Below are 24,082 nucleotides of genomic sequence, written 5' to 3'. Positions count from 1 at the left end.
ATCAACGCACTTGTTGCAGATGCCCGTAGAGCTTGGCGTATAACCCTCCATCGGCAATCAACTGCTGATGGTCGCCATCTTCGGCGATATGCCCGCCATCAAACACCAGTACCCGGTCGGCCTGTTTCACCGCAGAAAGCCTGTGGGCGATGATCAGTGTAGTACGCCCACTGAGAAACCGCGCCAGCGCCTGGTGCAGGTTGTACTCGGTGGCTGCGTCCAGGGCCGAGGTGGCCTCGTCCAGTATTACCACTTTGGGCTCGGCCAGCACCATGCGTGCAATCGCCAGGCGTTGGCGTTGCCCACCGGAAAAGCGCACCCCCGAGCGCCCCACCACACTGTCCAGGCCCAAGGGCAGTGCCTTGACGGTAGCATCCAACTGGGCGATTTCCAGTGCCTGCCAACAGGCTTGGTCACTGCGGGCGCGGCCCATGGTCAAGTTGGCGCGCACGGTGTCGTTGAACAGCGCCGGGTGTTGCAGCACCACTGCGACGTTTTCGCGGATGGTCGCCAGGCCGATTTCCTGCTGGGTAGCACCGCCGAAACGGATACTGCCCGCTTGTGGGGTATAGAGCCCCAACAGCAGTTGCACCAGGGTACTTTTGCCGCCGCCGCTGGCGCCGACAATCGCGACCTTCTCGCCGGGTGCGATAGCCAGGTTCAACTGGTTGAGTACCAACTCTTCGCCATAGCCGAAGTTGAGGCCGCGCACCTCGATGCCGACGGTCTCACGCCCGGTGAACGGGTCTTCGCCGCCGGCATATTGCGGCTCGTCGGCCCGCGCCAGCAGCTCGTTGATCCGCGTCAGCGCACCACCCGCCGCGTAGTAGGCATATTGCAGGTTCAGCAGCTGCTCCACCGGGCCGATCATGAACCACAGGTAGCTGAACACTGCGAGCATCTGGCCGATGGACAGGTCGGAAAACAACACCGTGAGCATCGCCGCCGCGCGGAAGATGTCGATGCCGAACTGGAACAACAAGCCACTGGCGCGGCTGGAGGCATCGGTTTTCCATTGCGAATGGATCGCGTAGTCGCGCACTTCCTTGGCGCGCTGGCCCAGGCGCCCGAGGAAAAAGCCTTGGCGATTGCCGGCGCGCACTTCCTGGATGGCGTCGAGGGTTTCGGTCAGCGCCTGGGTGAAGCGCGAAGTGCTGTCGTTCTCGAGCTTCTTCAGGTGTTTGACGCGTTTGCCCAACTGCACCGTAGCGTAGATCACCAAGGGGTTGAACAGCAGGATCAACAGTGCCAGTTGCCAATGCATCCACACCAGAATCGCCGAGGTACCGACCAGCGTGAGCATGGCCACCAGGAAGCGGCTGAGAGTCTCGCCGACAAACTTGTCCAGGGTGTCCAGGTCGGTGACCAGATGCGTGGTCACCGTGCCACTGCCCAGGCTTTCGTATTCGCCCAGGGAAATCCGCTTGAGCCGTTCGATCAGGCGCACGCGGATGCGGTACACAATGTCCTTGGCCAGCCGCGCAAACAGCCGCGCCTGCACCACGTTAAACACCAGCGCACCGCAGCGCAGGCATAAGGTCACCAACAGCATCAGGCCGATATAACCGGCTGCCTTCTGCCAACCCAGTGGCAACGCGTGGTTCATCACCTTGAGCGCAGCATCGCCGTGGCCCAGCAGCACTTCGTCCACCAGCAACGGCAACAGCAAAGGGATGGGCACGCTGCACAGGGTCGCCAGCACGGCAACGCCATTGGCGATCCACAGGGATTTCTTGTGACGCAGGGCCAGGCGGCGAACTTCCGCCCAAGTCAGTCGGTCGGTGCGTTTGGGCTCATCCTGCACAGGTGGCACGCTCCAGCCATCGGGCGAGCAAGGGCGACAGCTCGGACAACGGCTGATAACCGTTGGTCAGCAACGCCAGCTGGCCATTACGCTCGGCCAGCAGCGTCGGGAAACCGGCGATGCCCAAGTCCTGCACCCAGGTAAAGTCAGCCGCCGTCGCCGCATGTTGCTCGGCGCGGTCGAAAGCGCCGGCAAACTCGATGCGCGGAATGCCCGCCTGCTCGGCCAGTTCCACCAGCACGCTGGCAAGGGTCACATCGCGGCCCTCGACATAAAACGCACGCTGGATCAGCCCCAGCAGTGTCCAGGCGCAATCGGGCGCCAGGCTGCGCGCGGTGACGATGGCGCGGCACGCAGGCTCGGTGTCATAGACAAACCCGTCGGGCAACGCGCCTTCGCGCTTGAACGGCTGGCCGGTGGCGTCGGTAACGGCCTGCCAGTGCTCAAGGATATAGCGCCGCGTAGTCGGCTCGAGTGCCGCGCCGCTGCCGGTGCGCAAACCGCCCACCACCAGGTGCACATCCACGCCGGCCACCTGGGCCTGCTCAACCAGCGCCTGCGCCACCGGGGCAAAGCCCCAGCACCAGGAACACATCGGGTCCATCACATAGAGCAGGCGCGCGGGCATGGGTCAGGCCTCGGAAGGGGTTTGCTTGTAGTTGAAGCCAATCGGGTGCGGCATGTTGCGGGCCTTGGCCAGTTCGATCTGCTTTTGCCGGTCGATGGCGCTGCGACGGGTCTTCTCCGGCAGCTTATCCCAGCAATGCGGGCAACTGATGCCAGCCACATAATGCTCGGACGCGCGGTCTTCTACGCTGACCGGTGTGCGACAGGCATGACATTGATAGTAGTCGCCTTCGCTCAGGTCGTGACGCACGGTCACGCGATTGTCGAACACAAAGCAGTCGCCCTGCCATTTGGTTTCTGCCTGCGGCACCTCTTCGAGGTACTTCAGAATCCCGCCTTTAAGGTGGTAAACCTCGTCGAAACCTTCGCTGAGCATGTAGCTGGAAGCCTTCTCGCAACGAATGCCGCCGGTGCAGAACATCGCGACTTTCTTGTGCCTGGCCGGGTCGAAGTTGGCTTTGATATAGTCAGGAAATTCGCGAAAACTGGTGGTTTTCGGGTCGATTGCGCCTTCAAAGGTGCCGATCGACACTTCGTAGTCGTTGCGCGTGTCGATCAACAGCACTTCAGGGTCGCTGATCAACGCGTTCCAGTCCTGCGGGTCGACGTAGGTGCCGACCTTTTTGTTCGGGTCAACGCCTTCGACGCCCAGGGTCACGATCTCTTTCTTGAGCTTGACCTTGGTGCGGTAGAACGGCTGATCGTCGCAGTACGACTCTTTGTGGTCGATGTCGTCCATGCGTGGGTCGTTCTTGAGCCAGGCCATAAGACCATCAATGCCTTCACGGCTGCCGGAAACGGTGCCGTTGATGCCTTCTTCGGCGATCAGCAAGGTGCCTTTGATGCCGTTATCGACCATTGCCTGCAGCAGTGGCTCGCGCAGGGCGACGTAATCTTCGAGGGTGACGAACTTATACAGTGCCGCCACGACAATCGGTTGAGTCATGGGTGTTCTCTCCAGGTGGCTACCCTCGTAAGGGGTGAACCGGATGCAAAAAAAAACGCGCCGGCTAAGCGGCGCGTTGCGGATTCTAACAAAATTGGCGACGTTTATGGGCCGCCTCTTTACTGTGGCGAGGGAGCTTGCTCCCGCTGGGCTGCGAAGCGGCCCCGATAAGGCGATTGTGACCTTTCACAAAGATCGCAGTGATGGGCATCAGGGCTGCTGCGCAGCCCAACGGGAGCAAGCTCCCTCGCCACATAACGCCCATGCGCCACAGTGTCAGTGCCCGCCGGCGCAGGTCGGCGAGGCCGGGGCTGCGTCGATTTTCGCCCATTCGTCAGGCGTGTAGGTATGCAGCGCCAACGCATGGAATTCGCTCATCAGGTCAGCCAGGGTGGCATAGACCTTCTGATGGCGCTTGACGCGGTTGAGCCCCTCGAACTGCTGGCTGACCAGCACGGCCTTGAAGTGGGTCTGCAACCCACGGCTGTGCATATGGCTTTCATCCAGCACGCTCAAGTATTCCGGGCTCAGGGCGACGAGTGCCGATTCGATACGCTGTTGCATAGTCATTCCTGTTTACTTCTTCTTGACCGGCGCCGGGGCTTTTGGCGTCAGCTCGTTGGTCATGTCTTCGAGCAGCTTGTTCACCACAGGTACCGCGCTTTCCAGCTTGGCCTGGGTCATCTGGGCCGATTGCTGGGTCAGTTGCGGCATTTTTTCCAGGACTTTCTTGCCCAGCGGCGACTGGTAGAAGGCTACCAGGTCCTTGAGCTCGGATTCGCTGAAGTTGGTGGTGTAGAGCTTGACCATGTCCGGCTTCAGCTTCGGCCAGCCGATGGCCTGGTCCAGCGCAGCATTGGCCTTGGCCTGGTAGCTGTCGAGTACGGACTGCTTGGCGGCAGGTGCCTTGGTCTGGGCGAAACGCTGGGCAAACATTTGCTGCACTTGCATGTACACCGGGGTACCCAGCTTGTCAGCGTGGGCCAGGGTCAGGAAGGCTTCGGCACTGGCGTTATGGCTGGCGGTATCGGCAAAAACCTGGCCGCTGGCGCAAACCAGAGCAACCGCGGTACAGATGGCACGAAGACGAGTCATCGAGTTTCCTTTCTAGCAGGCGAGGTAAGACCCCAAGGGCGACCATTCTGCGCCTAAAAAACCTTGCGGCTCAACCCCAGGCCTTGTTCAGCCTGGTTTTGCGGGGGCACGGGGCTGGGATCTGCCTTTCTATGCGAGCCGGCTTGTCGAATCGTCGCACCGCTGCGATGCAAGCACCGCGGTTTATCAGTGACAACCCGTTGACGCCATCACAGGCGGCCTGAACCGCATGGGAATACCCTCGATGAAAAGTCTTTTATGGAACCCCACCAACGGATCACAGCCTAAACTGCGCAAACGAACCTGAAGGAGTGTGCCCGATGAGCCGTATCGAAACCGACAGCCTGGGAGACGTCCAAGTCCCGGATGACGCTTACTGGGGCGCCCAGACCCAACGCTCGCTGGTGAACTTCGCCATCGGCGAGCAACGCATGCCGCTGGCGGTGTTGCACGCGCTGGCCCTGATCAAGAAAGCCGCAGCACGGGTCAACGACCGCAACGGCGACTTGCCCGCCGACATCGCCCGCCTGATCGAACAGGCCGCCGATGAAGTGCTCGATGGCCAGCACGACGACCAGTTCCCGCTGGTGGTATGGCAGACCGGCAGCGGCACCCAAAGCAATATGAACGCCAATGAAGTGATCGCCGGCCGCGCCAACGAGCTGTCGGGCAAGGCCCGTGGCGGCAAAAGCCCGGTGCATCCCAATGACCATGTGAACCGCTCGCAAAGCTCCAACGACTGCTTTCCCACGGCCATGAGCATTGCGGCGGTGCAGGCGGTTCATCAACGCCTGTTCCCGGCGATCGCCACGCTTTCTGGCGGTTTGGCCGAGCTGGCTGCACGCCATATGAAACTGGTGAAAACCGGCCGCACCCATATGATGGATGCCACGCCGATCACCTTCGGCCAGGAAGTCTCGGCCTTTATCGCCCAACTCGACTACGCCGAGCGCGCCATCCGTAGCGCCCTGCCCGCTGTGTGCGAGCTGGCCCAGGGCGGCACCGCCGTGGGCACCGGGCTCAATTCGCCGCATGGCTTTGGTGAGGCGATCGCCTCCGAGCTGGCGGCCTTGTCCGGCTTGCCGTTCGTTACCGCCCCCAACAAGTTCGCCGCCCTCTCCGGCCATGAACCGCTGGTCACCCTGCACGGCGCACTGAAGACCCTGGCGGTGGCGCTGATGAAGCTCGCCAACGACCTGCGCCTGCTGGGTTCCGGCCCACGCGCAGGCCTGGCCGAGGTCAAGCTGCCAGCCAATGAGCCGGGCAGCTCGATCATGCCCGGCAAGGTCAACCCCACCCAGTGCGAAGCGCTGTCGATGCTGGCCTGCCAGGTGCTGGGCAATGACGTGACCATCGGCATCGCCGCCAGTCAAGGGCACTTGCAGCTGAACGTGTACAAGCCGGTGATCATCCACAACCTGCTCGAATCGATCCGCCTGCTGGCCGACGGCTGCAACAACTTCCAGGAGCACTGCATCGCAGGCCTTGAGCCGGATGCCGAGCAAATGGCCGAGCACCTGGAGCGCGGCTTGATGCTGGTAACGGCGCTCAACCCGCATATCGGCTACGACAAGTCGGCGCAGATTGCCAAGAAGGCGTACGCCGAAGGCTTGACGCTACGCCAGGCGGCGCTGGACCTGGGTTATCTGACTGATGAAGAGTTCGACCAGTGGGTGCGCCCGGAGAACATGCTGGAAGCCGGCCACTGAGAGAACTGGCGACTCGGTGAGTCAGTTAAAGCTGGCTGGGGCTGCTGTGCAGCCCAACGCAGGGCAAGCCTGCTCGCCACAGTGAGAGTGTTCGTCCTTAATAAGGTATTAAGACGCCATACGCACCCGCCGGGCCTTGAGCCCGGCGAGCAGCGACGGCGCCAGTGCTACCGTCGCTGAACCCAGCATCACCACCAATGCCCCTATATAGCCCACGGCATTGATCTCTTCTGCCTGCACATAGTCCGGCCACAGCCACGCCGCCACCGCCACCGCCACAAAGGTCACCAACGGCGTCAGCGCCAGGGTCGCACTGACGCGCGAGGCCTCCCAATGCGCCAGTGCTTCGGCAAACGCACCATAGGCCACCAGTGTGTTCATGCAGCACGCAAGCAGCAACCAGCCTTGCAGCGGACTCAATTGCAACGCCTCCAGCGGATGTGCCCATGGCGTGAGCAACAGGGCGCACGACAAGTAGATCACCATCATCACCTGCAGCGAATTCCACACCGTCAGCAACTGCTTCTGGCCCAGGGCGTAGAACACCCAGATGGTGGTAGCCAGCAGGATCGTCAACACGCCCGCCGTGTAGGTGCCCATGGAGGTCAGCAGCTCAGCCAGGCGCTGGTTGAAGAACAGACCAAAGCCCAAGATCAGCACCACCAGCCCCATGCCCTGCCCCAGGCTGAAACGCTCCTTGAACACGAACACACTGGCGATCATCAAAAAAATCGGCCCCATCTGCACCACCAATTGCGCGGTGCCGGGGCTGAGCATTTTCAGGCCCACCAGGTACAACACGTAGTTGCCCACCAAACCACACACGGCCATCGCCACCAGCCAGCCGCCCCTGGGACCAAGCACCTTGCGACTGGGCAAGCGTTTGCTCAGCGCCAGGTAGATAAACAGGCAACTGCCGGCCACCACCAGGCGAAACCAGGTGACGGTGATCGGGTCCATCACCTGCAATACTTGCTTGAGTTTGATCGGCAGAATGCCCCAGAGAAACGCAGTCAGCAGGGTCAGGCCAAAACCATAGACCCAGCGACCGGAAGAGATGTGCATGAGCGCCCCAAAATGCCAGAGGTGGAGGAGCTGGCATTCTAGGGCGAGGCGTTGTGCTTTGGGTATCGATCATTTGGGGGTCAGGGCACCCCCATCACCAACACACCACTGCCGCTGATGGCGCCAGGCGTCGGCAGTGAACCATTGCGCCGCACCAGCGAAAACGTCACATCATCGCCGCCCACACTGTTGGTGATACGGGTGAGGAATGAGCCGTTGACAGACACTGCAGCACCGCCGCGCAACAACGCCGTGCCCACATCGGGATTGCTCATGATCAGCAGGCGCGGGTCGAACGCGGAACGGGTGCCTTTGTAGGTAATGGTGATCGGTGTGTTGATCCCACCGTCGGGGCATGAGTAGGTCAGCCTGCGGTTACTGACGACGGAGGATGTCAACGGGTCGGAGCCTATGGCGCGTTGGTGGACGTCGCCGAAGTTGATCTCGATCGGGTTGTTATTGTTGATGGTGCAGGTGGAGGGCGAGACGGTGAAGTTGTTGGCCGCCGTGTAGGTCACCGTGAGCTGTGGCCGGGTGCCGTCGTAATTGTTCGAGCTGGTCAGGCGCAACAGGCCGAGGTTGTCGCCGATGCGAACATCGAACGGGTTGGACGGATAATTACGCAGCAGAATGTAGGGGGTGACATTGATCGGGTAAAACACCCCGTTGTTGGGAATCGTGGCTATTGCTATGCCACTGGGCACGGGCGTGTTGTAGAACGAGCCGTTGATGCGCAAACCGGTGCCTTCGCCGGCAAACTTTGGCCCGGGCGTCCACGCGGTACCCGCAGCACTCCCACTTGCCCAGAAGTCCGAATGCCAGGCGGGGCCGCCGCTGTAAGTGAAGCGACATTCCAACCTTGCCCCTTCCAACATGACCCGGGTGCGGTCTGCACTCAGGGTCACCGTGACCGGAACCTGCAGGTTGGGGTTGCCATTTTGCCAAGGCCCACCATTTACGCGACAGTCGACGGCATACGCGGTCGTCGTCATACCCGCCAGCACGATAAGCACTGCTGCTGCATAGAGTCGTTTCATGTTTATCTCTCGTTGCTCCTGTCTACCCGGATGCCACCAATTCATGTCTGGACTGACGGCTCGCCGCTAGGGGTAGTCCAACGTAAAAGTAGAGGTCACCGTATACGCACCGTGCCCTATGGTTTGATCCCTGATCGCGGTCGGCTCGCCCTGCACATAGGCTTTGAGCTCAATGACATTGTTGCCATCGCTCAACAGCTGTTTGTCGCTGACGGCATTCAAGGGCAAGGGCTTGTCGCTCAGGGTTTCTATGCCCACGCCAATCCCCGTGGCGCCACTGCCACCATCCAGCGCCAGCAAACCCGGAAGTTCGCGGTTTTCCGTACCGCCGAACATGATGGTCACCGAGTCGCCAATGGTGGTGTCACAGTCCTCCAGGTGCAGCTGGAAGCGCTTACCCACTGAACGCGTGTTGAGGTAGAGGTACTTGCTGGTCAGGTCCCAGAGTTCCAGGGTTATGGCCTCATCACCAGGACGGATGGTGCAGGCCTCTTCCACCAGGTTGCCCTTGAAGCTCAGGTTGTCCGCCGCATGCCCCATGGGGATCAGGCCTAAACCGAGCAGCACTGCCAGCCAGGCCTTATGCACAATTTCATATCGCATCAACTCAGCTCCTACTGGTATTCGGCCAACAATGTGGCCACTGCCGTAAACCGCGCCGGGGTCAGAACCGCGCCAGGCTGTTGCACCGGCACCACCTCCAAGGTCGGCGGGGACGACAGGTTGATGTCCATTGGCGTATTGAGTGGAAATGGCAGGCTGTTCTGGAAAACCCGAATGCCCAGCGCCGGCACGCTGGTCTGCACAGCAGCGCCGTCAAACGTGGTGGCGGTGCCGTTGACGCTTAGCTTCAACTCCCACGGCAGCGTATCGGTGCCACAGTTAATGGCGTAGCCGACGCCTTTGCGGTATTTCACCCCATCGACGCGCTTGACCCCGACGTCGCCAAAATCGACTTCAATGGTGTTGCCGCCGTCAATGGTGCAGGGCGGAGGTTCATTCAGCGTGCCGCTGAACGTCAGGTTGGCCGACACACCACTGCACAGGCCGATGGAGCACAGGGCGAGCAAGGCCCGCTGTGGCCAAACCTTCATTGATCGTTCCTCATAGAGATAGCCGTTATCGGTCGCCGTCATTGGTAATCGACCACCAGGGTCGCGGTGGCATCGAACGCCCCGCCGGTCAGCTGGCTGCCCGCACGCTTGACTGGCACCGCCTGCACCACAGGGAAATTGGGATAGGTAAAATTCACCCGGGTATTGAGCGGCCAGTCAGCGCCATTCACGAACAGCTTGACCCCAAGGTCGGGCTTGCGAGTGGAGAGCACGCGGCTGTCAAACGCTGCACCGGTGCCGTTGAGTGCCAGGGTCAACGCATTGCTGTAGGGGGAATCGCAGGTGACGGTATACGGCACATCGCGACGATAATTGACCCCGTCCACCCGTGACGTCTGCAGGTCGTTGCCAAACGGTACATCCAACGTATTGCCGCTGTTAATCACACATGGCGGCGGTGCAATGATGACCGCGCGAATCGTCAAACTGGTCTGTGCCTGCACGCCTTGGCTGACAGCCAACAGCAGGCTGCCAGCGATCAGAATGGCCCACGGGCCGATTGAGTTAGCCATCGCTCTGCCCTTACTCATAGTTGAGCCTGAATTCCACCACGGCCCTGAAAGCCCCACTGCTCAACGGCGCCGAGGTGCGCGTAGGCCGAACATTCCAGGTCTGGGTATTGCGGCCCACGGGCAGAATCAACGGTTCGCCCTTTGAGCCCAGCTGTACATCCCGGCCAAGGGGATCGGTCAATTGCAGGCCCATCCCGGTGATGCCCTGGACTTTGACCAACCGTGGATCATCGGCGTCGGCCGGCGCGACAAACGCCACCGACAACACAGGTTGGTAAGCACTCCATGTCAGGTTGCCCGTGCGTTCGTTGCGCACGCGACCGGCGGTGCGCATACAGTCGGTAAAACGCAGTTGAAAAGCCTTGGCGGGCGCCTGATCACCAGGCCGTTGCAAATGGCTGGTCGACACTGCGTCCAGGTCCACCGTCTGGTGCAATGAGGTCATATCCAGACTGCAAGGCGACTCATTCATGGCCCCGAGGACATTCAACATTCCGCTCATCCCTTCGATATCTTCGTCATCGTCGGCGGCGTGCGCGCCCATCGCCAAGACCCATAACAGGCAGCCCAAGACCTTCACACTTTGCGACTTCATGATGTTCTCCAGCAGCATTACTCATTTCGGCGCTGAGGCCTGCGCGTTGACCTGGCACGTATTGCCATTGCAGGTGAACGCCAGGAGTGGACGGCCGCCGTAATCATTCACATAGGCCAGATAAGGTGACGTACCCAGTGCCTTGGCACTGGGGCCCAGGGTCAGCGCGTCCTTGGGGGGAACCATCACCGGCGCAAAGCCCGGCACGGTTTTACCGTCTTTGCTGGCACGTGCATCCACCAGGGTCACGTAGTACGGCGTCGGGTTATGGACCCGGTATTGATCGCCTTCGCGGGTCAGGGTCAGTTTCTGCTGCCAGGGGTTGGACAGGTCTTGCTGGCTCGGCGCAATCGCATCCGGGCGGTAGAACAACTTGATGCGGGTTTGCAGGGCAATTTGCAGGGTGTTGGATTTATCACTGCGCGGCGGGATTTCGCGCAAATTGAAGTAATAGACCGTCTCGCGGTCCTGCGGCAACGACTTGGCGGCCGGCAGCGCCTGGACTTTCACCTGGCTTTGTTTGCCGGGTTCCAGGCGCTGGACCGGCGGCAGCACGATCAAGGGTGAATTGATTTTTTTACCGGTTTCATCCTCGATCCAACCCTGGGCCAGGTACGGCAGCTGAGTATTGTTGTTGGTGATGTTCACGCTGGTGGCATCTTTGCCGCCATCGAAAATCACCCGGGTACGATCCAGGCCAACCGCGGCGCTGGCGCCCTGGCTCAAGCCTAGGGCCAGCAGCGCGAACGCTGGGAAGGTGAGGCGCATATCAAGCTTCATGAGGCTGTGTTCTCCGTGTCGGTAAGCTCCCCGGTCAGCGTGGCTGGCTCGGGCAGGGATGGGGCAGCGGCAACTCTCTGGCAGCGCAGCTGCAGGGCGTGCGTCAAGCCATCGACGGGCAGAACGGTGGGGAGCGTGAGGATGCATTGCTCGTTGCCGCCCCAACTGACGACCATCTGCTCGCCGGCCTGCAGGCCGCTGAGGTAGACACTGCCGCCGTCATTCACAATGCCGGTGTCCTGTTGCTTGAGGTTCTTCACCGTGGCGCCAAAGGGCGGCGAACTGCCATCCGGCAGGCGCAGAATCGCCATGGCTTTTTCACCGGCAATCACGCTCAGCGAGCGATAACCAATCGCCCCTTCGGTGAGCGTCAACTGCGTGACCGATTGAGTGGCTTCGACCGTGCTCGGCAAGCGCTCCAGGTCCACGCTGGCTGCCGTACGCTGATAGCTGCTGATATCGGAAATAACCGCTTTGCCGAAGGCATTGCTGCGGGTCGGCGAGCCGTAACCGCGCACCGGCACGTCGGGTACACCGCCGGTGTCGAGCATCAGGCGCGTGCCGCCGGTACTGGTGGTACGGTGCAAGGCCGCGCCATATTGCGTGACCGTGCCACCGCCACGCGCCGACACACCCAGGCTGCTGTAGCCGCCCTCTTGCGTGCTGGCGCTGACGTCGATATCGGCCTGGTCGCCCATATGGCTCAAGTAACCGCTGGCGGACGAATCGCTGGCACTGAGCTGATAGCTGTTGCGCTCATCGAGACGATCGCTGTAGCGCGTCGCAAAGTTGTTCCTGCCGGCGGTGCGGTTGGCGTCCATCGACAATGTGCCGGTGCGCCCCAGCGGCAGGCTGACCGTGACGGCCATGCCGTTGTCTTTGTAGTTGTATTCCTGGGTGCGGTACATGTTCAAGGACAGGCTCATGTTCTTGACCGTGCCCACGTTGAAGTAGCGCGACAGCGACAGGTTCCAGCGCTGGGTGTCGGGCCTATCCCAGTAGGTTTGCTTGTTGTAGCTGGCGTAGACGGTGGCGCCCAGGTCACGAAACTGCTTGTTGACCGTGACCGTGTACAGCGCCTTGCTGCCACCAATCGGCTTCCAGCCCTCACTCGGGTCACGGTAATCACCACGCCCGCCGAGTTCACCGTTCAGCCCGTAATACCGGGCATCCAGGTATTCACTCATGCTCAAGAAGTTTTTCTCGGAGAACCGGTAACCGGCGAAGGTCACCTGGCTGTCGTACTGCTCAAAGTTCTTGGAGTATTGAAGGCGGTAGGATTTGCCCGACAGCGTCTCGTTCCACACCTCGGCGTGAGACTGCGTCACATCCAGCGAGACCGCGCCGAACGCCAGCAAGTCGCGCCCCGCCCCCACGGACAACGCCCGATAGTTGTTATCGGTCATGCCGCCGCCAAATAACGACCAGCCATTGCTGATGCCCCAGGAAAACTCCCCGGTGCCGAAAAAGTCGCCGTCACCGCCATGCTGAAGGTTGGACGGGCGCCCGGATGCCAGCTTGTAACGCACTTGCCCCGGGCGGGTAAGGTAAGGAACCCCGGCCGTATCCATCTGGAAGCTGTGGACCGAGCCGTCCTGTTCTTCCACCCGCACATCGAGCTTGCCCGTCACTGCATCCTGCAAGTCTTGAATACGAAAAGGCCCCGCCGCTACCAGGGTTTCGTAAAGCACGCGGCCCTGTTGGCTGATGATGACTTTGGCATTGGTCTTGGCCACCCCGACCACTTCCGGCGCATACCCACGCAGGTTGGGCGGTAACTGGCTTTCATCCGAGTTGAGCGCGGCACCGGTAAAGCGGAAGCTGTCGAACAGGTCCGAATACAGGTAGTTCTCGCCCACCACCAAACGTGCCTTCAGCGCAGGAATGGCGCGGTACGCGTAGTAGCGACTCCACTCCAGCTTTTGCGGCCCGGCCGCTTCCTGCCGGCCACGCTCGACGCGCCCCTGCCAATCGGCCCGCAACCGCCAGGCGCCGGCATTGGCGCCAACGGTGCCGTTGCCACTGAGGTTATTGCGGTTACCATCGCCGCGCTGGTAGTTGGACTGCGCCGTCAGACTGTAGTCAACCAACAACCCCGGCACCCCTTCGTCCCACCGCGAGGGCGGGTCCCAGTTGATGGCACTGTATTCGAGGTAGGCCTGGGGCAGATTGATGCTCAGCGTGGACGTGGCCAGGTCGCCACTGACCTCGGTGCCTGGCAAGCTTTGAACATCAAGGCATTCGCCGCCCTTCCACCAGGCAAGTTTGTCGGCATCCGCCGCTTTTAGCCCCAACTGCTCCACCAGGCTGCGAGATAAACACGCCTGACTGCCTTTGGGATCATTATCGGGGTGATAGAACGCCACCGATTGTTCGGCAATTGGCTGGCCGTTGATGTGCACGACCATCGAGTACGTGCCGGGCAAAATAAACCCGCTGCGCGCAAATTGAGACAAGTCAATGTTGGTGCGATCAATCAAGTCAAGAACGTCGGTATTAAACTCGATATCGCCGGCACCCAATGCAGTTCCCGCCAGAGACATCAGCCCGCCAAACAGACTCGGGCGCAGCGTGTTTTTGATCTTCGCTGTATTCAACATGAAAGCCTGTCCATCAATGTTCAAAAGTATTCCAACTTGAACCGCACTGCGGCACTGTGGGCGCCCACTACCAGTGGCAGTCCATTGCCAACCAGATAAAACCTGTAGTTAAGTGTCATATCGCCCTCCGACAGTGGCGTAGGCGACATTCGCTGCCCGGGAATACTCTCTTCGCCGGCCGCGTCCACAATGTGCAGGGCAACCCCCTGGGAGCCACCGAACACAGCGAAGGAAAGCCCAGCCCGGTCGGTCGGCCCATCAAACGTCACCCGCATGTGCTCCCAGTCAGGCAGGGTTGCCCCTGGGCGCGACGGGTCCGGACGTGTCAGTGAGCAGTTGACCAAACGCAACTGAAACGGGTGATCTTCTCCCCGCGTGTTGCGCAACAGCCGGCCAACTGGCTCCGACGGCATCTCGATGGTTTGATCGATACTGCTCAGCTCCAGCCCGCAGGCTGAGTCCACGACTTCTCCGCCCAACAGGACGACGCCTTCACCCTGCGAAGCGTCCTGGGCCAGAGCGTAAGGGCAGATCAACGTCGTCAATGAAGAGGCGATAGCTAAACGTAGGAATGTTTTCACCTGGATCTCCCGTCAGCGTCCCCCCGCCACACGTGGCGGCGGGGGGAAAAACTTACTGATAAGCCAAGGTAAAGTTGGTTACTGCGCTGAAATCGCCAGGAATGATCGGGTCCGTGGCGGCACCTTGCACATAAGCGCCGAACTCCAGGGTGTTGTTGCCGGTGGAGATGACTTGCGGGGTGGTAGGAACACCCAGCTCAACAGGTGCGCCACCGTGGGTCATCATGATGCCCACGCCGCCAGCGCCGCCGACCGTACCGATCGCACCTGGAACCACGCTCGACGGTGCGCCGGTGAAGGTCGTGGTCACGGTGTTATCGGTCAGGCCGGACAGGTCGCAGCCTTCCAGTTCAATCAGCACGCGGCGCGCTTCAGACTTGCCGCCCGATTCCAGTTGGTGTTTGGCAATCGCCCCCAGGCGAACGGTCTGATCCACAGAGTCAGGCTTGATGGAGCAAGCACCCGAATGCACCGACCCCAGAAACGTGACGGTCCCATCCGCTGCCTGCGCAACAGAGATCGAGCCGGCCAACAGACCGATAGACAACAGCGCAGCTTTCATTTTGGTATTCATCTACAGATTCCCACTTATTAACAAGTGTCATTAAAGAAGCCCGGCCACAGGTCGGTGCAGGGCTGATTAAACGAGCGGTTATAACCCGTGCTGTTAAGCCGATGATTCCTGAGTTTTTCCAACTTGTTGTATTGCAATCCAGGAATCAGCTCAACGCCGGGCAATTCTCCACTTCACACTTGAGCAAGTAAGCCGTCTGTTTCCGCAAACCAAGTAGCCGCAGTACGCCAAAGCGCGCAGGAAAAACATGGCTATTTGCCAAAACTTTAAAACTGGCTGAAGGAAAAGGACTACATGCAGATTAATGAGAACAATTCAAATCAGACCGTCTCTGTAAGATGGGGATTACGCGCATTAAAAAATAACCGTGTTTACGGACTTTGAGCAACTAATCAAACAAGCAGAGAAGTACCTGATTATTACCAAACAGCGAATGCGCAAAGGGGGAGCACGCTCCCCCTTTTGTATGGATAGGTGTGAGCTGTCGATTGACTAACGCACCGCCTCAAACAATCCGGTAGCGCCCATGCCACCGCCCACGCACATGGTGACGATGCCGTAGCGCAGGTTACGTCGCTGCAACTCACGCACCAGGTGCCCGACCTGCCGCGACCCGGTCATGCCGAACGGGTGGCCAATGGAGATCGAGCCACCGTTGACGTTGTATTTGCCATTGTCGATTTCCAGGCGATTGCGAGCATAGAGGCACTGCGAGGCAAACGCTTCGTTAAGCTCCCACAGGTCGATATCCGCCACCTGCAAACCCTTGGCCTTGAGCAATTTGGGTACCGAGAACACCGGGCCGATGCCCATCTCGTCCGGCTCGCAACCGGCCACGGTAAAGCCACGGAAAAACGCCTTGGGTTTGAGTCCCAATTGCAGGGCTTTTTCCAGGCTCATCACCAAGGTCATCGAAGCGCCATCGGACAACTGCGAAGAGTTGCCCGCCGTCACCGAACCGTCTTCGGCAAACACCGGCTTGAGGCCATTGAGGCTGGCCAGTGTGGTGTCCGGGCGGTTGCAGTCGTCACGGTCGACCACGCCATCGAGCACCTGCACCTCGCCGGTGTTTTTGTCTTCGACCTTGTACTTGACGGCCATCGGCACGATTTCATCGTTGAACAAGCCGTCGGCCTGGGCTTGGGCGGTACGTTGCTGGCTTTGCAGGGCGTACAGGTCCTGTTCTTCGCGGCTGACGTTATAGCGGCGCGCGACGATCTCGGCAGTCTGGCCCATGGGGAAGTAGATGCCCGGCACCTGCTCTTTGAGCAGCGGGTTGATCAGGTTATCGGTGTTGACACTTTTCATGGTCAGGCTGATGGACTCGACGCCACCGGCAACGATGATATCGCTGCAACCCGAGGCAATCTGGTTGGCCGCAATCGCAATCGCCTGCAAGCCCGAGGAACAGAACCGGTTGAGGGTCATGCCCGCCGTCCCGGTGCCCAGTTGCGAGAGCACCGCCACGTTGCGCCCGATGTTGTAGCCCTGGGCACCTTCGTTGGAGCCGGCGCCGACGATGCAATCCTCGACCGTCGCCGGGTCGACGCCATTACGCGCCAGCAGCGCGTTGACGCAATGGGCCGCCATGTCATCCGGGCGCGTCTGGTTGAACTTGCCACGAAAGGACTTGGCCAGGCCGGTTCGCACGCTGTCGACGATCACTACTTCACGCATGGGCTACCTCGATCTTGTGGTTGGGAGATGGACCGAGCATAGAGGCCGGCCTGCCCAACCGCGACGATCATTCACCTGGCATATACAAAAGCATGACCGCCTGAACGAGGCTTCTGTGGCGAGCAGGCTTGCTCGCGCTGGGCTGCGCAGCGGCCCCAAAACCTGCCAATGAGGTCTACCAGAAAGAACGCGCTGCCTGGGTCGGGGGCTGCTGCGCAGCCCAACGCAGGGCAAGCCTGCTCGCCACAGAAGCCTCTGTTCACCACAGGACTTGAAGGCGACGCAAACTGTGGCGAGCGAGCTTGCTCGCGCTGGGCCGCGAAGCGGCCCCAAAACCTGCCAATGAGGTCTGCCAGAAAGAACGCGCTGCCTGGGTCGGGGGCTGCTGCGCAGCCCAACGCAGGGCAAGCCTGCTCGCCACAGAAGCCTCTGTTCACCACAGGACTTGAAGGCGACGCAAACTGTGGCGAGCGAGCTTGCTCGCGCTGGGCTGCGCAGCGGCTCCAAAACCTGCCAATGAGGTCTGCCTGAGAGAACGCGCTGCCTGGGTAGGGGCTGCTGCGCAGCCCAACGCAGGGCAAGCCTGCTCGCCACAGAAGCCTCTGTTCACCACAGGACTTGGAGGCGACGCAGACTGTGGCGAGCGAGCTTGCTCGCGCTGGGCTGCGCAGCGGCCCCAAAACCTGTCAATGAGGTCTACCAGAAAGAACGCGCTGCCTGGGTCGGGGGCTGCTGCGCAGCCCAACGCAGGGCAAGCCTGCTCGCCACAGAAGCGTCGCTCACCACGGGAACCTCACCACAGGAAGTGCCGCCAGCTTTATTTCTTTTTCTTCTTATCGTGCTTGTCGGTCTTGTCGAACGCTTCTTCCAGCGCGCGGTTGATGGTGCGCAGCACCTTGACCCGCGCCCAGCGTTTGTCGTTGGCTTCCACTAGGGTCCAGGGCGACACTTCGGTGCTGGTGCGGTCGACCATGTCACCCACCGCCGCCCGGTAGTCATCCCACTTGTCGCGGTTGCGCCAGTCGTCTTCGGTGATTTTGAAGCGTTTGAAGGGAATTTCCTCACGGGCCTGGAAGCGCTCCAACTGTGTATCTTTGTCGATCGCCAGCCAGAACTTGACCACGATCACCCCCGCATCGCGCAGTTGCTCCTCGAAGTCATTGATCTCGCCATAGGCACGCATCCAGTCCGTCGGGGTGCAGAAGCCCTCGATGCGTTCCACCAATACGCGGCCGTACCACGAGCGGTCGAACACGGTGAACATGCCGCGAGCCGGAATCTTCTGCCAAAAGCGCCATAGATACGGCTGGGCGCGCTCGTCTTCACTCGGCGCGGCAATCGGCACGATATGGTACTGGCGCGGGTCCAGCGCTGCCGCCACGCGGCGGATCGCGCCGCCCTTGCCCGCCGCATCGTTGCCTTCAAACACGGTGATCAATGCGTGCTTGCGCATGCGCTTGTCGCGCATCAAGCCAGAGAAGCGCGCCTGCTCGGTAATCAGTTGCTCTTCGTAATCATCTTTTTCCAGGCGCTGGGTCAAATCGAGGCTGTCGAGCAGGCCCTTCTTGTCCACGGAGGCAATCAAAGGCGCCGGGTTCATGCCGCTGGCCTTGCCCTTGGGCAGCTTCAAGGCGTTTTGCAGGCTTTCGAGCAGGATCTTGCCCACCGTGAGGCTGCGGTAATTCGCATCCACGCCTTCGATCACATGCCACGGCGCGTAGTCACGGCTGGTGCGGCGCAGGATGCGCTCGCCGAAATGCACAAACTTGTCGTAGGTTTTGGACTGCTGCCAGTCCAGCGGGCTGATGCGCCAGCTGTGCAGCGGGTCGTCGGCCAGCGCCTTGAGGCGTGCCTTCATCTGTTTCTTGGACAGGTGGAACCAGAACTTGAAGATCAGCGCGCCTTCATCACAGAGCATCTTTTCCAGGCGCTCGGCACCGGCGATGGCCTGGTCCAGGCGCGCGTCCTTGATCTGGCCATGCACGCGGCTTTGCAGCATCTGGCTGTACCAGTTGCCGAAAAAGATGCCCATGCGCCCCTTGGCCGGCAGTTGACGCCAATAGCGCCACGCCGGTGGGCGCGCCAGTTCTTCGTCAGTCTGCTGGTCAAAGGTGCGCACTTCGATCAGCCGTGGGTCCATCCATTCATTGAGCAGCTTGACGGTTTCGCCCTTGCCCGCGCCCTCGATGCCATTGATCAGGATGATCACCGGGAAGCGCTTCTGCTGTTGCAGTTCGTACTGTACTTCCAGCAAGGCTTCACGCAGGGCCGGCACTTCGGCGTCGTACGTGTCTTTATCGATGGCGTGACCGATTTCGGCGGATTCGAACATGGGCAGCTCCATTTCAAGATGGCTCAAGACTAGCGGATTGGGCACCACGCCACTCAAAGAATTCCAAAACAGTTGCCATGGATCAATCGCCGTCCCCTATGGCTAGTTCCCTGGCAGATGGCAAATGCCAAGGTCATGCTGCCTCAACATCTGCTGTGTGAGCCGCTCTACCACTTCGGTAATGGCCTGCCGGCGAGGCGAACGCAGGGCCTCCATTTGCTCAAGGTACTGCGCGTCGGTGAGATTCTGGCTGTTCTCAAAAAGTGCTTGTTGCTGCGTATCAAAGGGTTCTGTCGCCGACTCGAACGCACCGGAAAACTGCTGCTTGAGGTGGGTTTTCCAGAACGCCAGCTGTGAAATAAAACGCAAGAACGTGGGGGACAGCTCTGCCGTGCGCACTTGGGAGTGCGCCACCTCCAGACTGTCGCTGGTCACATTGGCAAATTCTCCATATTGAATGTGCTTGGGCTGCCCCGGTAGCTGCAGGGTTTTGGCCAACCCTACCCGGAATGCCAGGCTGACTTCCAGCGGGTCCACGGACGCGTTTTCGACAGCGTAGGTGGCCGCAATTTTCTCCAGCTCGCTGAGGCGAAACAACCCTCGGCCCAAGTTCAACAGCGCCCCGGAATTGCCTTTTACACGACCGGCCTGCTGCGTTGCCTTCTCGACCTCCTTGAGCACCTCCATCTGACTGAAAATCTGCGCGGCGTCGTCTGCGCAGTTCGCCGGATGAGCCGCCAGTTGAAAGACCTGCTCGCGCAGATCGGTACTGTCGTGGGTCGACTGCAACACGTCCCAGACCCGCCGGGTCAAGTCCTCGTGCACATGACGATTGTCGGCAGTACCGGACAGCTCAGCCAGCAAGTGGAACAACGGCGTCGAGTCCGGGTCATCCCGCAGGTTGGCCCACACGGTAGATTTGTGGGCCTCTCGGGCGGCCACCTCGTCCGGCAACCACAATGCCCTGGCCTTCAGTTCGGTCATGCGTGGCTGATCGTCCTCTACAAACCCCATGCCAATTCCCACTTCGTCACGGTAACGCGTAAGCGCGGTTATCGTGGTACTGGAGAGCGGGTTGCCGCCCAGGTCAATCGACTGGCTGAAACTGCGTGACACCGTAAACAACCACTCAGGCAACACGGTGATCACGTTATCGCGCAGGTCCACTTGCTCCAGGTGAGCCAGGCGCCCAAGCCCTGCGGGTAAGTCGACGATTTTGGTGTCCTGCAACAACAGGGTGTGCAGGTCACGCATCCGGCTGACATCCACCAACTTGTCCAGCGGGTTGTGGCTCAGATCCAGCAGGCGCAACGTATTCAGGTCTGCCAGTTTCAGTCGGGTGTATTCGGTGAGCACAAGACGGTTGCGGGGCATCGACAAACTTTCCAGGTCGAGCATTCGCGAAAATACCTCCGGCAAGCGGGTCAGTCGGTTACGCCCCAGTTTCAAATGCTGCACGCCTTTAAAGCACTTCAGGAAATAGGCGACGTCATCGCCCAGTCGCATGTTCCTGAGTGACAACTGCCGAACATGGTCGAAACGTATGTCGGCTGGCAGCGTCGGCAGTGAGCCAACGCGCATCCCATCCAGGTTCAAACTGGCAACGGACGTCTGATGCTCATCCAGAGCAAAGCTTTGACGCCGCCAACACGCTTCAATGCGCTCAGCCACCTGCTGGCGGCTAGTACGAACGTCACTCAGGCCCGGCTGTGTCTCCATGCCCTGGATATCGGTTTTCCAATGCTTGAGCAGCGCGCGCAAATGGCCGAGTTCTGCCTTCAAACGTTTGACCGCCTTGGCCCGGGCCAGATGGTCAGCGCCCAACGTCATCAATAGCGAAGACACTTGAGCCTCACTGAACAATGGGTACAAACGCTTTACCTTACGCACCAGTGCGGCTGGATGAACCAACGGCCCCGTCGGCAAATCGGCCATTTCACAGCTCACCCCCTGCGACGCCGGTTCGCTGACCTGGCTGGAAAAAGCCTCGACAGCCAGTTCCCGATCGCCTTTCGCTTGCGAGGCGCTCATGTATCGCAAACGCCAAATGTTACTGGCGTCCTTCAGCGGCAATCCCAATGCCACTCGCTGGCCATCCATCAGCGTTGCATCGATCGCCTCGAACAGGCCGTCCGGCCCGGCATAAGGTCCGCCGAGACTGCGGCCGTTGTCGTTGAACGCTTCAAACCCTGCGTTCGACCTGACTACTACTCGCCGCACACCAGCGTCTTTGAACGCGCCCAAGGCCAACAAGTCGCCTTGAGGCGAGTCCTGGCGCAACTCAAGCCGCAGCTCTGCCCCCCACCCCGCCAAGCGCGGCATTGTCCGAACGGCGATGAGGGCAGTATCCAGGCTGGCCAACTCTGGCTGCTCAAACCCCATCAAGGCGCGGTCCAGGCGTTGTGCCTCAAGAGCACGTTGCACTGACTCGGCCAACGCCATGGGAACCCGTTGATTATCGCGCAGGGACTCACGCTGCACGGTGGTCGTTTCGGCCATCAATTCGCGCATCAGCGTGCAGGGCAATTGCGGGTAGGTGCGCCTGAGCAACGCCCATTCCGGCGGTACGGGCCCATCATAGGTCTGATACAACTGCTCAAACAGCGGCTTGCGATCAGCCTTCAGATGCGCGAGCAACTGACGCGCCAGCACGGTGTGCGCCTGATCGGCGTCTACGCCCTCTCCCAACAAGCCGGTCTTTTGTGCGTCATCCAGCCCGGACAACAGCACTTCAAACACTTTCCCCTCACTGAGCATCGGCTCGGTGATCGTCAAACGCAGGCCTGCATCGTAAGGTTCGCTGGCAGGGTAACGCGCCATGACACTGCGCTTTGCATCCAGCAGCTCAAAATAGCGCCCGGCGGGCCACCCCGGTAACAGGGGCAAGGCATGCATCTGCAAGGTCGAGTTTTCAATGTTGGGGGAAGCACCGCTTTCCAACTGCCAGTTCAAATCGCGAATGGACTGATCGAGCCTGAAACGTTCGTACAGATCGCGAAAGCGTGCGGGAAACGGCAGACACTCCTGGGCCTGATAGACGCCCCAATCATCGGGCAAATCCATAATGGCCTTGATCTGTAGAAGTTTGCGAGGAGGGAGCGAAGAGCCGGGACCTGTCGGTTTCAACCGCGAAAAAAGATACTCCGGGTTCTCCCACTCGTCGGGCTTCTCGAACGCAAAACGCCAGCTACCTTCACCGTTATGCAGCAATTTCGGGCGATAAGCCGTCTGCCGCACCGGGTGGCTGGCCCGCCATTGATCCAGTCTCGCGTCGAACGCGATCCGGTGGATACAGTCATTGACCTTGACGTACGAATGCCCCTCCACCGTGTAGATTCCCGACGCGTCGGCAACCTGCTCGTCGCCAAGGCGCTGATCATGGACGTATTGCGTGATATCCGGACGCCACAGCCGCTGGTTGCCCACAGCGGGGTTTATCACCTCGAATTTACGGAAAAAACCATTCAGATTAAGGCCGGTACGCTGCATGGCCGAACCGACAACCTTGCTCCCTGCCGCGAACAACACCATCGACGTGATGTTTTGCGCGATCACTGCCAACTGCTGGAACGCCTCATTCTTATCACCACGGCGCCAGTCTTCAATGCCCTCATAGAGTTCGCCGAGCATCTGGCCTACCGCCACGGCTGTCATCAATAACCCCAGCTCCGGGACGACAAACCCTGCGAGGTTGAGCACCGTCAAACCGGCGTCCAGATACGTCTGCAAGCGCTGCTCACGGACGTCCTCATCGACCTCGGCCACCGGCACCGCCAGGGCCCGTGCATCGGCTTGCAGCTTTGCGGCGTAAGTGTCGAAAAAGTGCCGCGCCAGGCTGGCCGTAATGGGGTTGGCGTCCAGCGCCCCCAGGCTCTGGGCTTGATCGAAACGGGTGAAGAACCCAACCCGGTCCCCCTGGCTCAGGTAACGCGTAAAGAAGGCACGGTACGCGGCCAGTGCAAGCTTGCGCTTGAGGTAGACCTGAAAGTCGTCAAGCGAGGCATACTCAAAGAATGGCCGTTCCGGTTCATTGGGCATGTACACCACACAAGGCGCTTGCGGGTATTGCGCAATCGAGCGAGCGGAAAACACCAGAATGCTCCACAGGCATCCGCCCTGGGTATTGAGCCCTTGCCAAATGACCGGGCGCCCGTCGTACAGCACCCCTTCGGCCTGGGCCTGGGACGGCGTCAATTGGCGGTCCAGCAATGTGCACAACATCGCGTAGGTGCCTTGGGTAATGTCCCCTCGCATCAAGGCAATATGGGCGTCGACTTTTACGTCCAGGATTTTCATCCGACCGATATCGGTCGCTACATTATTGAGGTAAGGCTTATCACCTGCCGGGTCGCTGTCAAGTTCAAGCACGTCACTGATGTGCTGCTGATACAAGCGGCCAAGATCCAGGGCGCGACACCCCTGCGCAAACTCGAGGGGTGTAATGCCAATGACTTCACGATCAGCAGACCCCGACTGCAACAGCGACCCGACGGGAAAGTGCTGCGCCCGGGCTTCATCCTCTGAGAAATTCTGCATCGCCACATGCAGCAGGCTGTCCTGCACCAACCTCACCGTCTTCACATACTTCAACGGCAAGACCTCTTTCTCGTATTCGTTTACCGCACGAATAAAAAGATCTTTTTTGGGGTCCACAACCCGTTGCCATCGCGTAGAGCAGTATTGCTTGAGCCGCTCACTGCAAAACTCATCCAGCGCCTGCAATGGCTTCAATCGCTCGGCGACGGCTGCCTGGGCATCTGCAACCTGCAGGCCATCTTTAGTCAATGCATCCAGCACGCCGGGCGGCGCGTTGACCATCCAGCCAGGCAGTTGCTTTTGCAGCACCTGAGCTTTGTCCAGATCGCCCGTCATTTCCAGCAAGGCCGCTTGCAGCTGGCTCTGGGTCAATTGGCTCAGTTTATTGTTCAAATCATCCTGGGTGCGCATCAGCAATATCCTTTATTGCCTATCAATCAAGGAATGACGATACCGCAGCAATCTGCCCAGGATTAGCGCTGATTGTTGATGGCTTG

General features: G+C 60.2%; 19 protein-coding genes. 1 reads left to right on the top strand and 18 read right to left on the bottom strand.

The window, feature by feature from the left end; all coding sequences use genetic code 11:
* Position 1: 1 nt before the first annotated feature.
* From HBO23_RS09190 to HBO23_RS09170, 5 genes are all read right to left on the bottom strand, one after another.
* Entirely contained in the window at positions 2 to 1,804 is a 1,803-nt protein-coding gene (locus tag HBO23_RS09190) for an ABC transporter ATP-binding protein (RefSeq protein ID WP_017137794.1), read from the bottom strand.
* Complete coding sequence (locus tag HBO23_RS09185) at positions 1,794 to 2,432, bottom strand: DsbA family protein (RefSeq protein WP_017137795.1); 639 nt, start codon at positions 2,430 to 2,432, stop codon at positions 1,794 to 1,796. Before HBO23_RS09185 ends, HBO23_RS09190 begins: the two co-directional genes overlap by 11 nt.
* Positions 2,433 to 2,435: 3 nt before the next feature.
* Complete coding sequence (locus HBO23_RS09180) at positions 2,436 to 3,377, bottom strand: rhodanese-related sulfurtransferase (protein ID WP_170037830.1); 942 nt, start codon at positions 3,375 to 3,377, stop codon at positions 2,436 to 2,438.
* Positions 3,378 to 3,653: 276 nt separating this feature from the next.
* Positions 3,654 to 3,947, bottom strand: coding sequence for a BolA family protein (locus tag HBO23_RS09175; protein WP_099548936.1), 294 nt, complete (start codon positions 3,945 to 3,947; stop codon positions 3,654 to 3,656).
* Positions 3,948 to 3,953: 6 nt separating this feature from the next.
* Positions 3,954 to 4,472 carry a DUF2059 domain-containing protein gene (locus HBO23_RS09170; RefSeq protein ID WP_170037828.1) on the bottom strand — a complete coding sequence of 173 codons (519 nt, stop codon included), beginning with the start codon at positions 4,470 to 4,472 and terminating at the stop codon, positions 3,954 to 3,956.
* 320 nt (positions 4,473 to 4,792) lie between these two features.
* On the opposite strand from HBO23_RS09170, the gene HBO23_RS09165 reads away from it, so the two are divergent.
* Positions 4,793 to 6,181, top strand: coding sequence for a class II fumarate hydratase (locus HBO23_RS09165; RefSeq protein ID WP_017137799.1), 1,389 nt, complete (start codon positions 4,793 to 4,795; stop codon positions 6,179 to 6,181).
* Between the two features lie 108 nt (positions 6,182 to 6,289).
* Here the strand turns inward: HBO23_RS09165 and HBO23_RS09160 are convergent, their stop codons facing one another.
* From HBO23_RS09160 to HBO23_RS09100, 13 genes are all read right to left on the bottom strand, one after another.
* Positions 6,290 to 7,246, bottom strand: a complete 957-nt coding sequence (locus HBO23_RS09160) for a DMT family transporter (protein WP_169984776.1) — start codon at positions 7,244 to 7,246, stop codon at positions 6,290 to 6,292.
* 80 nt (positions 7,247 to 7,326) lie between these two features.
* On the bottom strand, positions 7,327 to 8,283 hold the full coding sequence (locus HBO23_RS09155) for a fimbrial protein (protein WP_138450433.1): 957 nt from the start codon (positions 8,281 to 8,283) through the stop codon (positions 7,327 to 7,329).
* Positions 8,284 to 8,349: 66 nt separating this feature from the next.
* Positions 8,350 to 8,886: a fimbrial protein gene (locus tag HBO23_RS09150; protein WP_138450431.1), complete on the bottom strand. Its 537-nt coding sequence runs from the start codon at positions 8,884 to 8,886 to the stop codon at positions 8,350 to 8,352.
* 11 nt (positions 8,887 to 8,897) lie between these two features.
* On the bottom strand, positions 8,898 to 9,377 hold the full coding sequence (locus HBO23_RS09145; RefSeq protein ID WP_138450429.1) for a fimbrial protein: 480 nt from the start codon (positions 9,375 to 9,377) through the stop codon (positions 8,898 to 8,900).
* 38 nt (positions 9,378 to 9,415) lie between these two features.
* Positions 9,416 to 9,910, bottom strand: coding sequence for a fimbrial protein (locus HBO23_RS09140; protein WP_138450427.1), 495 nt, complete (start codon positions 9,908 to 9,910; stop codon positions 9,416 to 9,418).
* Positions 9,911 to 9,920: 10 nt separating this feature from the next.
* The gene (locus tag HBO23_RS09135) at positions 9,921 to 10,505 is read right to left on the bottom strand and encodes a fimbrial protein (protein WP_026013763.1); all 585 of its coding nucleotides are present in this window, start codon (positions 10,503 to 10,505) and stop codon (positions 9,921 to 9,923) included.
* A gap of 21 nt (positions 10,506 to 10,526) precedes the next feature.
* Positions 10,527 to 11,285, bottom strand: coding sequence for a fimbria/pilus periplasmic chaperone (locus tag HBO23_RS09130; protein WP_170037826.1), 759 nt, complete (start codon positions 11,283 to 11,285; stop codon positions 10,527 to 10,529).
* Positions 11,282 to 13,885, bottom strand: a complete 2,604-nt coding sequence (locus HBO23_RS09125) for an outer membrane usher protein (RefSeq protein ID WP_170037824.1) — start codon at positions 13,883 to 13,885, stop codon at positions 11,282 to 11,284. Before HBO23_RS09125 ends, HBO23_RS09130 begins: the two co-directional genes overlap by 4 nt.
* Before the next feature lie 20 nt (positions 13,886 to 13,905).
* On the bottom strand, positions 13,906 to 14,466 hold the full coding sequence (locus HBO23_RS09120; protein WP_017137809.1) for a fimbrial protein: 561 nt from the start codon (positions 14,464 to 14,466) through the stop codon (positions 13,906 to 13,908).
* A 52-nt stretch (positions 14,467 to 14,518) separates the two neighbouring features.
* Entirely contained in the window at positions 14,519 to 15,040 is a 522-nt protein-coding gene (locus HBO23_RS09115; RefSeq protein WP_099548931.1) for a fimbrial protein, read from the bottom strand.
* A 492-nt stretch (positions 15,041 to 15,532) separates the two neighbouring features.
* Complete coding sequence (locus HBO23_RS09110) at positions 15,533 to 16,717, bottom strand: thiolase family protein (protein WP_017137811.1); 1,185 nt, start codon at positions 16,715 to 16,717, stop codon at positions 15,533 to 15,535.
* An 817-nt stretch (positions 16,718 to 17,534) separates the two neighbouring features.
* Positions 17,535 to 19,049, bottom strand: coding sequence for a polyphosphate:AMP phosphotransferase (gene pap, locus HBO23_RS09105; protein ID WP_099548929.1), 1,515 nt, complete (start codon positions 19,047 to 19,049; stop codon positions 17,535 to 17,537).
* A 102-nt stretch (positions 19,050 to 19,151) separates the two neighbouring features.
* On the bottom strand, positions 19,152 to 23,996 hold the full coding sequence (locus tag HBO23_RS09100) for an NEL-type E3 ubiquitin ligase domain-containing protein (RefSeq protein ID WP_170037822.1): 4,845 nt from the start codon (positions 23,994 to 23,996) through the stop codon (positions 19,152 to 19,154).
* Positions 23,997 to 24,082: the final 86 nt, after the last annotated feature.

Origin of the sequence: Pseudomonas sp. WS 5532, from assembly GCF_012985445.1 — a bacterium.
GTDB classification, from domain to species: domain Bacteria; phylum Pseudomonadota; class Gammaproteobacteria; order Pseudomonadales; family Pseudomonadaceae; genus Aquipseudomonas; species Aquipseudomonas edaphica.
The sequence above is the reverse complement of the archived record's forward strand: the minus strand, read 5'-3'. Positions and strand labels throughout refer to the sequence as shown.